This is a genomic window from Morganella sp. B601, from assembly GCF_051172335.1.
In the GTDB taxonomy this organism is placed as follows: domain Bacteria; phylum Pseudomonadota; class Gammaproteobacteria; order Enterobacterales; family Enterobacteriaceae; genus Morganella; species Morganella morganii.
Map to the genome: position 1 here is coordinate 259,728 of NZ_JBPIZE010000005.1, position 13,907 is coordinate 273,634.

The 13,907-nt window shown below is 52.9% G+C and carries 11 protein-coding genes; 9 read left to right on the forward strand and 2 right to left on the reverse strand.

Translation table 11 applies throughout. The features are described 5' to 3' along the window. Positions 1-473 precede the first annotated feature (473 nt). From xdhA to xdhC, 3 genes are read left to right on the forward strand one after another with little or no spacing between them, the layout of a single operon-like run. On the forward strand, positions 474-2,780 hold the full coding sequence (xdhA, locus tag ACSBQN_RS14690) for a xanthine dehydrogenase molybdenum-binding subunit XdhA (RefSeq protein ID WP_214167834.1): 2,307 nt from the start codon (positions 474-476) through the stop codon (positions 2,778-2,780). Positions 2,781-2,785: 5 nt separating this feature from the next. After that, on the forward strand, positions 2,786-3,664 hold the full coding sequence (xdhB, locus tag ACSBQN_RS14695; protein ID WP_024472774.1) for a xanthine dehydrogenase FAD-binding subunit XdhB: 879 nt from the start codon (positions 2,786-2,788) through the stop codon (positions 3,662-3,664). Then, the gene (xdhC, locus tag ACSBQN_RS14700; RefSeq protein WP_354632937.1) at positions 3,661-4,140 is read left to right on the forward strand and encodes a xanthine dehydrogenase iron sulfur-binding subunit XdhC; all 480 of its coding nucleotides are present in this window, start codon (positions 3,661-3,663) and stop codon (positions 4,138-4,140) included. The genes xdhB and xdhC overlap by 4 nt, the downstream gene beginning before the upstream one ends. Positions 4,141-4,181: 41 nt before the next feature. On the opposite strand, the gene ACSBQN_RS14705 is transcribed toward xdhC, so the two are convergent. After that, positions 4,182-4,553: a winged helix-turn-helix transcriptional regulator gene (locus tag ACSBQN_RS14705; RefSeq protein ID WP_354632938.1), complete on the reverse strand. Its 372-nt coding sequence runs from the start codon at positions 4,551-4,553 to the stop codon at positions 4,182-4,184. 97 nt (positions 4,554-4,650) lie between these two features. Here ACSBQN_RS14705 and ACSBQN_RS14710 point away from each other — a divergent pair, with 97 nt between their 5' ends. Next, complete coding sequence (locus ACSBQN_RS14710) at positions 4,651-5,304, forward strand: oxygen-insensitive NAD(P)H-dependent nitroreductase NfsB (protein ID WP_024472775.1); 654 nt, start codon at positions 4,651-4,653, stop codon at positions 5,302-5,304. A gap of 66 nt (positions 5,305-5,370) precedes the next feature. Here the strand turns inward: ACSBQN_RS14710 and ACSBQN_RS14715 are convergent, their stop codons facing one another. Then, positions 5,371-7,221 (reverse strand): sigma 54-interacting transcriptional regulator, encoded by a 1,851-nt coding sequence (locus tag ACSBQN_RS14715; RefSeq protein WP_004236047.1) that lies wholly within the window; start codon positions 7,219-7,221, stop codon positions 5,371-5,373. A 535-nt stretch (positions 7,222-7,756) separates the two neighbouring features. Between ACSBQN_RS14715 and ygeW the strand changes: the two genes are divergently transcribed. The 5 genes from ygeW to arcC are packed head-to-tail and all read left to right on the forward strand — an operon-like array spanning position 7,757 to position 13,868. After that, positions 7,757-8,944 (forward strand): knotted carbamoyltransferase YgeW, encoded by a 1,188-nt coding sequence (gene ygeW, locus ACSBQN_RS14720; RefSeq protein WP_036408579.1) that lies wholly within the window; start codon positions 7,757-7,759, stop codon positions 8,942-8,944. A gap of 59 nt (positions 8,945-9,003) precedes the next feature. Continuing rightward, complete coding sequence (gene dpaL, locus ACSBQN_RS14725) at positions 9,004-10,206, forward strand: diaminopropionate ammonia-lyase (RefSeq protein WP_024472778.1); 1,203 nt, start codon at positions 9,004-9,006, stop codon at positions 10,204-10,206. Positions 10,207-10,225: 19 nt separating this feature from the next. After that, entirely contained in the window at positions 10,226-11,443 is a 1,218-nt protein-coding gene (locus ACSBQN_RS14730; protein ID WP_004238967.1) for a YgeY family selenium metabolism-linked hydrolase, read from the forward strand. Between the two features lie 54 nt (positions 11,444-11,497). Beyond that, positions 11,498-12,889: a dihydropyrimidinase gene (hydA, locus tag ACSBQN_RS14735; protein ID WP_024472779.1), complete on the forward strand. Its 1,392-nt coding sequence runs from the start codon at positions 11,498-11,500 to the stop codon at positions 12,887-12,889. Positions 12,890-12,935: 46 nt separating this feature from the next. Further along, positions 12,936-13,868 carry a carbamate kinase gene (gene arcC, locus ACSBQN_RS14740; RefSeq protein ID WP_004238970.1) on the forward strand — a complete coding sequence of 311 codons (933 nt, stop codon included), beginning with the start codon at positions 12,936-12,938 and terminating at the stop codon, positions 13,866-13,868. Positions 13,869-13,907: the final 39 nt, after the last annotated feature.

The following is a 13,907-nucleotide window of genomic DNA, read 5'->3' on the forward strand; positions in this document are numbered from 1 at the left end:
ATAAAACGACAGATACAGAACAAATACATAACCCGCTGTTATCCCGGATGATTCACGGCAGTATAAATGAATAATTCCGTTATGGATTCTCTTTTTTTCAATTATGCGACCGGGATTCAGTTCCTTTTTCCGGGCTGATTATTATCATTATTTTCTTAGTAATCTATTATCTTCTTATAATTTAAAAGCGACAGAATTTATCAGGTTTATTACGCATTATATGATTAGTAACGCTATCAAACTATAAATTATCATTCTGCTTCTGCGGTACTCCGGGATTATCAATACAGACACATTTTTCTCTCAATATGAGAGAAAGCGGGACAGGAAAATCCGCTGTTTCCTGCCGGACACCCTTATTTTTTTTACCTCAGTCACAAATCCTCCGATAAATTGCTGTTTTTCTCCCTGCTGGCGTATTTATTGCTTGTTTTTATGCATGCTTACTTTTTCCTGAAGCCGGAGAAATAATAATGTCTGAAGCAGTCGGAAAACGCGCGCTGGGTACGCCTTACCTGCGCGTTGATGCCCTGAGCAAAACATCAGGGCGGGCTCGCTACACGGATGATCTGCCGATGCCGGGTATGCACTACGCCAAATATGTCCGCAGTACCATTGCCCACGGGATGGTAACATCCGTTGATGCGTCACAGGCGCTCGCCATGCCGGGGGTGGTCGCGGTATTCACCTGTAACGATGTGCCGCAGATCCCGTTCGCCACCGCCGGTCACGCCTGGTCTCTGGAACCGGCCAAACGCGACGTGGCAGACCGCCTGCTGCTGAACCGCCATGTGCGCCACCACGGCGACGGTGTGGCGATTGTGGTTGCCCGTGACGAACTGACCGCCGAAAAAGCGGCGGCACTCGTCAGCGTCACTTATGACGAACTGCCGGTGATCACCTCACCGGAAGCGGCACTGGCCGCAGATGCCCCGCAAATCCACAGCTGCGGTAACCTGCTGAAACGTACCGCTATCAATGCGGAAAGCGCCAGAGCGACAGTCAGTCAGTCGCCGTTCCAGTTCCGCGGCCATTTTGATACCCCGGTGGTCCAGCACTGCCATATGGAAGGTGTCACCTGCTACGCCTGGCAGGAAGCGGATAATAAGATTTCCGTGGTGTCGAGTACTCAAATCCCGCACATTGTCCGCCGTGTGATAGGCCAGGCGCTGGATATGCCGTGGTCGCATATCCGGGTGATTAAGCCGTATATCGGCGGCGGTTTCGGTAATAAACAGGACGTGCTGGAAGAGCCGATGGCCGCCTGGCTGACCCTGAAACTCGGTGGTATTCCGGTGAAAGTGGAACTGAGCCGCGAAGAGTGTTTCTTTGCCTCGCGTACCCGTCACGCCTTCCATATTGATGCGGAGATGGGGCTGACCGCCGACGGCACGCTGAACGGCTATCATCTTGATGTTCTGTCCAATACCGGCGGTTATGCCTCTCACGGACACTCCATTGCGGCTGCGGGCGGGAACAAAATCCCGTACCTGTATCCGCGCTGCGATTACGGCTATTCCGCCGCCACCGTCTATACCAACTACCCGTCAGCGGGCGCAATGCGCGGCTACGGAGCACCACAGGTCACATTCGCTCTTGAATGCCTGATGGATGATGCCGCCGCACAGCTGAATATCGACCCGGTGGATATCCGTCTGCGCAATGCGGCGCGGTCCGGTGACTGTAACCCGGTCAATAAGAAAACGATTTACAGTGCGGGGCTGATTGAATGCCTGAAGCGCGGTAAAGAGCTGTTCGGCTGGGATGAACGCAAAGCAGAGGCGCTGGCAACACGCGGGGATATCCGCCGTGGCGTCGGTGTGGCCTGTTTCAGCTATTCATCCAATACCTATCCGGTCGGCGTGGAAATCGCCAGTGCCCGTCTGCTGATGAACCAGGACGGTAATATCAATGTGCAGGTCGGCGCAACAGAAATCGGACAGGGCTCGGATACCGTGTTCTCACAGATGGTAGCCGAAACCCTCAGCGTGCCGGTCAGTACCATTCAGATGATCTCCACCCAGGATACGGATATCACCCCGTTTGACCCGGGCGCGTTCGCGTCACGGCAGAGTTATGTCACCGCACCGGCGCTGAAAGAAGCGGCGTTGTCACTGCGGCAGAAAATCCTCGAACACGCCTCGCTGATGACACATCAGGCCGCATTTAATATGACCATTCTCGACGGCAATGTGGTGCTTGAGGCGCAGCCGGACGTGGTTGTCACCACCGTCGCGGAAGTGGCAATGCACAGTTTTTATCATCAGGAAATCGGCGGCCAGCTCTCTGCTGAATCCTCTCACAAAACACAGACCAACCCGCCGGCCTTCGGCTGTACTTTTGTCGATGTCACCGTGGATATTCCGATGTGTCAGGTGACCATTAACCGGATCATCAATATGCACGATTCCGGCCGGATCCTGAACCCGCAGCTGGCGGAAGGCCAGGTCCACGGCGGGATGGGGATGGGGATCGGCTGGGCGTTGTTTGAAGAGATGCTGATCAACGAAAAATCCGGGGTTGTTCATAACCCGAACCTGCTCGACTACAAAATGCCTACTATGGTTGACCTGCCGGATCTGGAGTGCGGGTTTGTCGAAACCTACGAGCCGCAGTCCGCTTACGGCCATAAGTCCCTGGGTGAGCCGCCGATTATTGCACCGGCTGCCGCTATCCGTAATGCCGTGCGTATGGCGACGGGTATTTCTGTCAATACTATCCCGCTGACACCAAAACGGCTGTACCGGGAATTTGTTAATGCCGGGCTTATCAGGGGGTAACTGCCATGTATGATTTTGAAACTTATCACCGTGCGGAGAGTGTCGCACATGCCGTCTCACTGCTGACGGCAGATCCGCAGGCCAGATTGCTGGCGGGCGGAACGGATGTGCTGATCCAGCTTCATCACCTCAATGAACGCTTCCGCCGTATTGTGGATATCCATGATTTACCGGAACTGCGCGGGATCAGCTGTGATGATGCGGGACATATCCGTATCGGCTCCGCGACCACCTTCTCCGAACTGATTGACAGCCCGGTGATCAACAAGTGCCTGCCCGCACTGAGTGAAGCGGCTGCCACCATTGCCGGACCGCAGATCCGCAACGTTGCCACTTACGGCGGCAATATCTGTAACGGCGCCACCAGCGGTGACTCCGCCTGTCCGTCCCTGGTTTATCAGGCAGAGCTGGAGATAGCCACCCCGGACGGCATCCGCCGCAGACCACTGCGCGGCTTCCATACCGGTCCGGGTAAAGTGGCCTTTGAACCGGGCGAACTGCTGATCGCATTCCATTTCTCACCGGAGAATTACCGCGGCAAAGGCTCCGCCGCTTATAAATACGCTATGCGCGGCGCGATGGATATCGCCACCATTAACTGCGCGGCACTGTGTGATATCAGAGAAGGACGTTTTGAGGAACTGCGCCTCGCCTTCGGGGTTGCCGCACCGACACCGGTCCGCTGTGAACACGCGGAAGCGGCTGCGATCGGAAAACCGGTCACCGCAGACACCCTGAAAGCCGTCAGTCAGGCGATTGAACAGGATGTGGCACCGCGCACGTCATGGCGGGCAGAGAAAGAGTTCCGTTTACACCTGATCCGCGTCCTGAGCGAGCGGGTGATCCGCGCGGCGGCTGAACGTCCGGGAGAAAAAATCGCATGAATATCAAAGAATGGAAAACCATCAGCTGCACACTCAACGGACAGGTACGGGAGCTGACCGTGTCACCGGCGGCACGGCTGTCCGATGTCCTGCGTGAGCAGGGGCTTATCAGTGTCAAACACGGCTGTTCTGTCGGCGAGTGCGGTGCCTGCACAGTACTTATCGACGGTATCGCGGTGGATACCTGCCTCTATCTGGCAGTCTGGGCGGACGGCAAACAGATCCGTACCACCGAAGGTGAGATGAAGCACGGTAAACCGTCTGCGGTACAGCAGGCTTATGCGGACAGCGGCGCGGTACAGTGCGGGTTCTGCACCCCGGGCCTGATTATGATGACCACCGCCCTGCTGGAAAAACACAAAGGGCAGACCCTTACCATCCGTCAGATCCGCCACGGCCTGGCCGGTAACCTGTGCCGCTGCACCGGTTATCAGATGGTTGCCAATGCCGCGGATAAACTCCAGCGTAATCAGTAAACCGCAGAAAATAGACACCGTCCGTCTTCAGGACGGCGGTGTCAGGGTTGCGGTGTCTGTTGCTGCAAAAGTACCGGCAGGGCATGTTCTTCCCCCCAGCTTTTCAGCATCAGTAAGATCGGTACCAGCGACTGCCCGGCGTCCGTCAGGCTGTATTCCACTTTCGGCGGCACCTCCGCATAGACCTTGCGGTGGACAAGCCCCGCTATCTCAAGCTCCCGTAACTGTTTTGTCAGCATACGCGGGGTAATAAATATCAGCAGCCGTTTCAGCTCGTTAAAGCGTTTGATGCCGCTTATCAGATGGTAAAGGATCATTCCCTTGCCCTTCCCGCCCATCATTTCCAGTGTTGCCTCAACCGGACAGGCCTCATAAGCATACGACTCGTAACGCGTCTTTCTGAGAGTATCCATTTTGTACCTATATACCAAAAATGTACGTACTTGTTAAAAACATATCATAGTTTATCATTGCGCCGGTTAATGTAAATTACCTTATAAGGATGCCATCATGACCATCACTCAGGCTGTAATGCAGCGTTATTCAACCAAATCCTTTGATCCGGCGAAAAAAATCAGTGATGAGGTGATGAACAGCATCAAAACATTGCTGCGCTATAGCCCGTCCAGCGTCAATATCCAGCCGTGGCATTTTATTATTGCGGCCAGTGAGGAAGGGAAAAACCGGATCGCCAAATCCACCCGCCCGGGCTTTGAATTTAATACCGCAAAAATCACCGATGCCTCTCATGTTGTGCTGCTGTGCGCAAAAACAGATGTGGATGAAGCCTATATGAACAGCGTGCTGGAGCAGGAAGACAAAGACGGCCGTTACGCCACGCCGGAACACAAAGCGATGAATAACGGCGGCCGGACTTTCTTTGTTAATCTCCATAAAGAAACACTCGGTGATCTGCCGCACTGGGCGGCAAAACAGGTTTTCCTGAACATGGGGACATTACTGCTGGGTGCGTCCGCGCTGGGTGTGGATGCTGTTCCGATGGAAGGAATGGATTTTAATACCCTGGATACGGAATTTGGTTTATCCGCCAAAGGACTGGCACCGGTAGCCGTTGTGTCGCTCGGTTACCGCAAAGAAGATGATTTTAACGCCGCGCTGCCGAAATCCCGTCTGCCGGAAGCGCAGATCATAACCGTTATCTGATACGAAAAAGCCGCACGGACCGGTAACATCCGTGCGGCTTTGGCACACATTTTCTTCCGCTTTCTGCTACCCGGCGGATAACTCGTACTTCTTAATCTTCCGGTACAGAGTGGCAATGCCGATCCCCAGCTCCTCTGCCGCCTGACGTTTGTTGTCATAGCGCTGCAGTGCTTCGCGGATCATCTGTTTTTCCATCTCTTCCAGCATGGTTTCCCCGTGCAGTGCCGGATCCTCATCCGCTGCTGCCGCAGGTACACTTCTGACCGGAATGGTAATTTCGCTGCGGTGAATATCCCCGGTATTCTGAACCGGTGCGGCAGTGCCGCTTATCATCTGCGCCGCATGTCTGGCGAAGTTCGGCGGCAGCAGTGAGATATCAATCACCTCACCCGGCGGCACCACGTTGACCAGATATTCCACCAGGTTACTCAGCTCACGCAGGTTGCCCGGCCACGGCCATGCATTAATGACCGCCATCACCTCATCCGAAATGCCCGGATACACCAGACCGAGACGCCTGGTATGCACATTGAGGAAATGGTGCACCAGCAGCTCCACATCGCCGTGACGCTCACGCAGCGGCGGCAGGGCAATCGGGATAACATTGAGGCGGTAATAGAGATCTTCGCGGAATTTGCCTTCACTGACAAACTGTTCCAGATTCTGGTTGGTTGCGGACACAATCCGGATATCGACCGGGATGGTCCGGCTTGAGCCAATCGGCTGCACTTCGCGTGATTCTATCGCACGTAATAATTTAGCCTGAACAATCAGCGGCATATCGCCGATTTCATCCAGGAACAGCGTGCCTTTATCCGCCGCCTGAATCAGGCCCTGTTTTCCGTTGGCGGATGCGCCGGTGAACGCGCCTTTCACATAACCGAATAATTCACTTTCCAGTAACTGCTCCGGTATCGCCGCACAGTTGATGGCGATAAACGGCTTTTCACTGCGGTTACTCAGCTTATGGATAGCCCGCGCCACCACTTCTTTACCGGTACCGCTCTCGCCGGTGACGAGAATACTCGACGGGCTCGGTGCCACGCGGGAAATCAGGTGTTTCAGCTGACGGATAGGTTCGGATTCCCCGACCAGGTGTTCAATCAGCAATCCGTTTTCATCACGGCGCACTTCATTCATATCAATCGCCGCATGAGACTGATGGAACGCCATCAGGAACATCTGACAGCCGTTAACCACATGAAGCTGCCCGATAATAATATTGCTCTCCCCTTCCCAGGAGACAATATGCTGTAAATGCCCGCGGTTCAGACTCTTGAAATAAGTCAGCGGACGGATGGCAATAGTTTTGCCGGAAATCTTTTCATGCGGGACATTGAGGATCTTCAGAGCATGCGGATTGGCAAATTTCAGGTGGTTTGCCTCATCCAGGATCAGAACGCCCTGATCCATAAACTCTATCAGGCTCAGTAATACCTTCTGCGCGGCATTACGGCCTTCCTGTTCATCCAGCAGCTTAGCCACAAAAATATTGGAAATATGCTGCACATAATCCGAGAAGTCATGGATGTTATCCCGGATCCGCTCCTGCTGTTCAGAGGTGACGGCCACCAGGCTGATAACACCGATACAGCGATCCTGGAAGATGATCGGTGTACCGATAAACGCTTTCTCCTTACAGTTATCTTTATCCGCGCAATTGAGGCAGAGCGGATCAAAACAGGAGTGCGTGACTATCTTTTCTTTTTTGGTATCCAGCACATAGCGGAGCAGCTGGGAATTATTGGTCAGACGATGTCCGAGGTGCTGGTTAAACAGCCCTGTTCCGGCAATCCTTGTCAGTTTGTCATCAACGATTTCAACATCAAGCTGTAACACACTGGCGAGCATTTTGCTGAAGTGAACAATCGTCGGCTGTATCTGCATCAGCACAGATGGTGATTTTTCAGTGATCATGCTTACGACTTCCTATGCTCTTAAAACGACATATCGAAAAGAAAGTTCATAACGCGACAAATTAATGATTTTATTATAGTTATTTATCAACGGGCTGAATTATCACCCACCGATAGCACAAGATTGCCAGATCTTTATCACCGAAACTCTAACGTATGTACAAAAATCACACTTTTCTTCAGATTTGATAATGAAACTGGAATCTCCGTCACTCTATTTTATCAATATGATAAATCCGCCGGGGTGTTTATCATTCTGGCCCCGCTTCCGGCGGTTCCGCCCTCTCACCGGTCTGATACCGGCGACTTTTCACCCTTGCTGAAAATAACTTTTATTCGCATTTGTCACACATAAGCCGGCCTTACGCCCCTGATAATTGTGATCACACTCACGAATCAGCCCTGCATTTCACCCCCGTCAGATCATTCCGGCTGATTTGGCATGCTTATTGTTAATAGTCACAGTACACATGCAGAAATGCCTTCTTCTCACTGCATATTCAATTGTCACCGGCCATTTCACATAGGATTTAAAGATGAAAAACGTTAATGAATTATTGAAAGATATCGCCAGACTGAAATCTAATCTTCATCAAAAGGATTTTTTGCTTACCTGGGAACAGAGTCAGGATGAACTGACGATGGTGCTTGATATTGCAGCCGCACTGAAAGGGCTGCGTGCCGATAACATCGCAACCAACGTATTCACAAATGGCCTTGGCATCTCTGTTTTCCGTGACAACTCCACCCGTACCCGTTTCTCTTATGCTTCTGCACTGAATATGCTCGGCCTGGCCCAGCAGGACCTCGACGAAGGTAAGTCTCAGATTGCTCACGGCGAAACCGTACGTGAAACGGCCAACATGATTTCATTCTGTGCGGATGCCATCGGTATCCGTGACGATATGTACCTCGGTGCCGGTAACGCCTATATGCGTGAAGTGGGCGCAGCACTGGATGAAGGTTTTGAGGAAGGCGTTCTGCCGCAGCGTCCTGCGCTGGTTAACCTGCAGTGTGATATCGACCACCCGACACAGTCTATGGCTGACCTGGCCTGGTTACGTGAGCATTTCGGTTCACTGGAAAACCTGAAAGGCAAAAAAATCGCCATGACCTGGGCGTATTCACCAAGCTACGGTAAACCACTGTCTGTACCACAGGGCATCATCGGCCTGATGACCCGCTACGGCATGGACGTGACACTGGCACATCCGGAAGGTTATGACCTGATCCCTGACGTTATCGATGTGGCGAAAAATAACGCCAGACAGTCCGGCGGCAGCTTTAAGCAGGTTACATCAATGGAAGAAGCGTTCAAAGATGCGGATATCGTGTATCCGAAATCCTGGGCACCTTACAAAGTCATGGAACAGCGTACCGAACTGCTGCGTGCCAATGACCATGACGGCCTGAAAGCCCTTGAGCAGCGCTGCCTGGCACAGAACGCCAACCACAAAGACTGGCATTGTACTGAAGAGATGATGAAGCTGACCAAAGACGGCGAAGCGCTGTACATGCACTGTCTGCCTGCGGATATCACCGGTGTTTCCTGTAAGGAAGGGGAAGTGGAAGAGGCTGTATTCGAGAAATACCGTATCGCCACTTACAAAGAAGCCAGCTGGAAGCCGTATATCATCTCCGCCATGATTCTGGCCCGCAAATTCCCGCAGCCTGCCCTGGTTCTTGAGCAACTGCTGAAAAACGCACGTAAACGTATTTTATAAATCCGGATCCCGGCCGTCACCGGCCGGGTTCTTTTCCCGATGATATGAGGTGAGGCTCTATGTCTGTCTTCTCACTGAAGTTAGATATTTCAGATAACCGTTATTTCAACGGTAAACACTCCCCGCTTTTTTCCCGTGAAGAAGCACATAAAGCGCTGAAGTTTCATGAGAAAATTACGGGTTACCATCCGACACCACTGTATGACATGAAAGATCTCGCCGCTCTGTTCGGCGTGCGTAATATCCTGGTGAAAGATGAGTCACAGCGTTTTGATCTGAATGCATTCAAAATTCTGGGCGGCTCTTATGCTATCGCCCACCTGTTGTGCGAAAAGTACAACATGGATATTAACGATTTCTCTTTCGAGAAACTTAAAAGCACCCTGACTGAAAAAATGACGTTCGCCACCACCACTGACGGCAACCACGGCCGCGGTGTGGCCTGGGCGGCACGCGCACTCGGTCAGAAAGCGGTGGTGTACATGCCGAAAGGCTCCGCACAGGAACGTGTGAATCACATTACCGGCCTCGGGGCGGAGTGTATCGTCACAGATATGAACTACGACGATACCGTCCGTCTCACCATGGAAAATGCCGGAAAACACGGCTGGATCGTGGTTCAGGATACCGCCTGCGAAGGCTACACCAAAATCCCGACCTGGATTATGCAGGGCTACACCACGCTGGCTGCCGAAGCCGTTGCCCAGATGAAAGAGATGAAAATTCAGCGTCCGACCCACGTGCTGTTACAGGCCGGTGTGGGTGCGATGGCCGGCGGTGTGCTGGGCTATCTGGTTGATGAGTTCGGGGCAAAAGATCTGCATTCCATTATTGTCGAGCCGGATCTGGCTGACTGTCTCTACCGTTCCAGCCTGAAAGGCGAAATCGTCAATGTCGGCGGCGATATGGCCACCATCATGGCGGGTCTGGCCTGCGGCGAGCCGAACCCTATCGGCTGGGAGCTGATGCGTAACTGCGCGACACAGTTTATCTCCTGTGAAGATGCGGTGGCTGCCCTCGGCATGCGTGTCCTCGGTAACCCGTACGGCAAAGACAGCCGCGTGATTTCCGGTGAATCCGGCGCGGTCGGTCTCGGCGTGCTGGCGGCAGTTAACTATCATCCGGAACGTGCGGAACTGATGGAAAGACTCGGCCTGAACAGTGATTCCGTCATCCTCGTGATCAACACCGAAGGTGACACAGATACCAAACATTACCGTGAAGTTGTCTGGGAAGGTAAAAACCCGGCGCAGAAATATTAACTAATTGGAGTATTGAAATATGGCTAAGCAAATCCCGTTTGATGAAATTGTCAAAAAAGCTGAACACTATAAAAAAGATATGACCCGTTTTCTGCGCGACATGGTGGCAATTCCCAGCGAAAGCTGCGACGAAAAACGCGTGATTCACCGCATCAAAGAAGAGATGGAAAAAGTCGGCTTTGATAAAGTGGATATCGACCCGATGGGTAACATTCTGGGTTATATCGGTCACGGTCCGCACCTGATTGCCATGGATGCGCACATCGATACCGTGGGTATCGGTAACATCAAAAACTGGGAATTCGACCCGTACGAAGGTATGGAAAACGACGAAATAATCGGCGGACGCGGTACCTCTGACCAGGAAGGCGGCATGGCCTCTATGGTCTATGCAGGTAAAATCATCAAAGATTTAGGTCTGGAAGATCAGTACACTCTGCTGGTGACCGGGACTGTTCAGGAAGAAGACTGTGACGGTCTGTGCTGGCAGTACATCATCGAGCAGGACAAAATCAGACCGGAATTCGTGGTCAGTACCGAACCGACTGACTGCCAGATTTACCGCGGCCAGCGCGGCCGTATGGAAATCCGCATTGATGTTCCGGGGATCAGCTGCCACGGCTCCGCACCGGAGCGCGGTGATAACGCAATCTTCAAAATGGGTCCGATTCTGGGCGAACTGCAGGAGCTGTCAAAACGTCTGGCCACTGACGATTTCCTCGGCCAGGGTACACTGACTGTTTCTGAAATTTTCTACACCTCACCAAGCCGCTGTGCTGTTGCTGACAGCTGCGCAGTCTCTATCGACCGCCGTCTGACCTGGGGCGAAACCTGGGAAGGCGCACTGGAAGAAATCCGCGCGTTACCGGCTGTCAAAGCAGCGAAAGGCGTGGTCTCTATGTACACCTATGAGCGTGCCTCCTGGACCGGTCTGGTCTATCCGACAGAGTGCTACTTCCCGACCTGGAAAGTAGAAGAAGATCACTTCACCGTGAAGACACTGGATCGCGCTTACCGCGGCCTTTTCAACAAAGAGCCGGTTGTTGATAAGTGGACTTTCTCCACCAACGGTGTTTCTATCATGGGTCGTCACGGCATTCCGGTTATCGGTTTTGGTCCGGGCAAAGAGCCTGAAGCTCACGCACCAAACGAAAAAACCTGGAAAGATCACCTGGTGACCTGTGCGGCAATGTATGCGGCCATTCCGTTAAGCTACATGGCTGAACTGAAAAAATAATCTTGTCTTACCGGCCCCGTACTGATGTGCGGGGCTTTTTCAGGAGTCCCCCCTATGCGCACACTGATTATCAACGGCACCGTTGTCAATGCGGACGGACAATACCGGCAGGATGTTCTGATTGAAAACGGCCTGATCTCACAGGTTGCACCGGACATTGCACCGGAGACAGATGACCGCATTATTGATGCACAGGGATGTTATGTTTTTCCGGGTGGTATTGATGTTCACACCCATTTTAATATTGATGTCGGCCTTGCCCGCAGCTGTGATGATTTTTACACCGGCACGCGTGCGGCAGCCTGTGGCGGTACCACCACCATTATCGATCATATGGGATTTGGTCCGGCGGGTTGTTCATTGCACCACCAGCTTGAGAATTATCACCGCTACGCCAAAGGACGCGCCGTTATCGATTACAGTTTTCACGGCGTGATCCAGCATATCAACGACGATATTTTAAATGAAATTCCGCTGATGGTGGCAGACGGGATCAGCAGCTTCAAACTCTATCTGACCTATCAGTACAAGCTGGATGATCCGGATATTTTACGTGCCCTGCAACAGCTTAACCACGCCGGGGCGCTGACCACCGTGCATCCGGAAAATGATGCGGTGATAGCGCAGCGCAAAGCGGAGTTTGTGAAGAAAGGACAAACCTCACCGATTTTCCATGCCCTGAGCCGCCCTGCGGAATGTGAGGCGGAAGCGATAGGCCGGATGATTAATCTGGCGCATATCTGCGGCAATGCGCCGCTCTATATCGTTCACCTTTCCAACGGATTGGGTCTCGATTACCTGAAGATGGCGAAAACCCGCCGCCAGCCGGTCTGGATAGAAACCTGTCCGCAGTATCTGTTCCTTGATGAGCGCTGTTATGAGCGCGATGACGGCCTGAAATTTATTCTCAGCCCGCCGCTGCGTAACCGCCGGGAGGTTGATGCCCTGTGGCCGGGTATTGATGACGGCGCGATTGATGTGGTCGCCACCGATCACTGCACCTTCCCGTATCAGCAGCGCCTGGCGCTGTCCGGCGGGAATTTCACCCGCTGTCCGAACGGCCTGCCGGGTGTTGAGAACCGTATGTTACTGCTGTTTTCCGCAGGCGTGATGCAGGGACGGATTTCACCGGAACGCTTTGTTTCCCTCACCAGTGCGATGCCGGCAAAATTGTTTGGTATCTGGCCGGAGAAAGGCGTGGTCCGCCCGGGCGCAGACGGTGATATCACCATTATCGACCCGGCGCAGGAAACCACTATCCGCCATGCGGATCTGCATGATAACGCGGACTACAGCCCGTACGAAGGCATGACGGTACAGGGCGCAATCCGCTGCACACTGTCGCGCGGTGATATTGTTTACCGTAACGGCGAATTTACTGCTGAACCCGGCCGCGGCCGTTTCCTGAAACGCCGTCCGTTTAAGGCTCCGCACCGGTGTTATTAATTTTTTCCGATTATCGTTTCAACTAATTCATTACGGGTAAAAAAGGATGAAAAAAACAATCGTATTAGCACTGGGCGGCAACGCACTGGGAAATGATCTTCCGGGACAGATGGCTGCCGTCAAAACCACCTCTGTCGTGATTGCCGACCTGATTGCTCAGGGATACCGCGTTGTGGTCACACACGGTAACGGCCCGCAGGTAGGGATGATAACCGGCGCATTTGAGGCTGCCAGCAAAACCGAAGCCAAATCACCGGTTCTGCCGATGTCAGTCTGTGTGGCACTGAGCCAGGGATATATCGGTTACGATTTGCAGAACGCACTGCGTGAAGAGCTGCTGAACCGGGGCATCAATAAGCCGGTTGCCACCATCGTGACACAGGTGGAAGTGGATGCGGCGGATCCGTCATTTAAAAACCCGGCCAAACCTATCGGCGCGTTCTACAGCAAAGAAGAAGCGGAAGCCCTGAGCAGGAAAGGGTTTGAGATGCGCGAAGATGCGGGCCGTGGTTACCGCCGCGTGGTCTCATCACCGAAACCGGTTGATATTATTGAAAAAGAAACCGTCAAAGCCATGCTGGATGCTGATCAGCTGGTGATCACTGTCGGCGGCGGCGGTATTCCTGTGATCCGTGACGGTAACACACTGCACGGTGCCAATGCGGTTATCGACAAAGACTGGGCGAGCGCCAAACTGGCGGAGATGATCGATGCGGATATGCTGATTATCCTGACTGCCGTGGAAAAAATTGCCATCAACTTCGGCAAACCAAACGAGCAGTGGCTGGATAAACTGACGTCTGCGGATGCGCAGCGTTATATCGATGAGAAACATTTTGCACCGGGCTCCATGTTACCGAAAGTGGAAGCCGCGCTCTCCTTCAGCCGCAGCAAAAAAGGCCGCAAGGCACTGATTACTCTGCTGAATAAAGCCAAAGACGGTATTGAGGGTAAAACCGGTACTGTTATCGGCGATTAATCTTCCTTTTTTTAATGTAACGGCCGGGCTTCCCGGCCG

Bases quoted from the DNA above. Each gene is read 5' to 3' on its own strand.
- hydA (WP_024472779.1), top strand. From the start codon at position 11,498: ATGCGCACACTGATTATCAACGGCACCGTTGTCAATGCGGACGGACAA.
- ACSBQN_RS14715 (WP_004236047.1), bottom strand. From the start codon at position 7,221: ATGATCACTGAAAAATCACCATCTGTGCTGATGCAGATACAGCCGACG.
- xdhA (WP_214167834.1), top strand. From the start codon at position 474: ATGTCTGAAGCAGTCGGAAAACGCGCGCTGGGTACGCCTTACCTGCGC.
- ACSBQN_RS14730 (WP_004238967.1), top strand. From the start codon at position 10,226: ATGGCTAAGCAAATCCCGTTTGATGAAATTGTCAAAAAAGCTGAACAC.
- ACSBQN_RS14705 (WP_354632938.1), bottom strand. From the start codon at position 4,553: ATGGATACTCTCAGAAAGACGCGTTACGAGTCGTATGCTTATGAGGCC.
- ygeW (WP_036408579.1), top strand. From the start codon at position 7,757: ATGAAAAACGTTAATGAATTATTGAAAGATATCGCCAGACTGAAATCT.
- arcC (WP_004238970.1), top strand. From the start codon at position 12,936: ATGAAAAAAACAATCGTATTAGCACTGGGCGGCAACGCACTGGGAAAT.
- ACSBQN_RS14710 (WP_024472775.1), top strand. From the start codon at position 4,651: ATGACCATCACTCAGGCTGTAATGCAGCGTTATTCAACCAAATCCTTT.
- xdhC (WP_354632937.1), top strand. From the start codon at position 3,661: ATGAATATCAAAGAATGGAAAACCATCAGCTGCACACTCAACGGACAG.
- dpaL (WP_024472778.1), top strand. From the start codon at position 9,004: ATGTCTGTCTTCTCACTGAAGTTAGATATTTCAGATAACCGTTATTTC.
- xdhB (WP_024472774.1), top strand. From the start codon at position 2,786: ATGTATGATTTTGAAACTTATCACCGTGCGGAGAGTGTCGCACATGCC.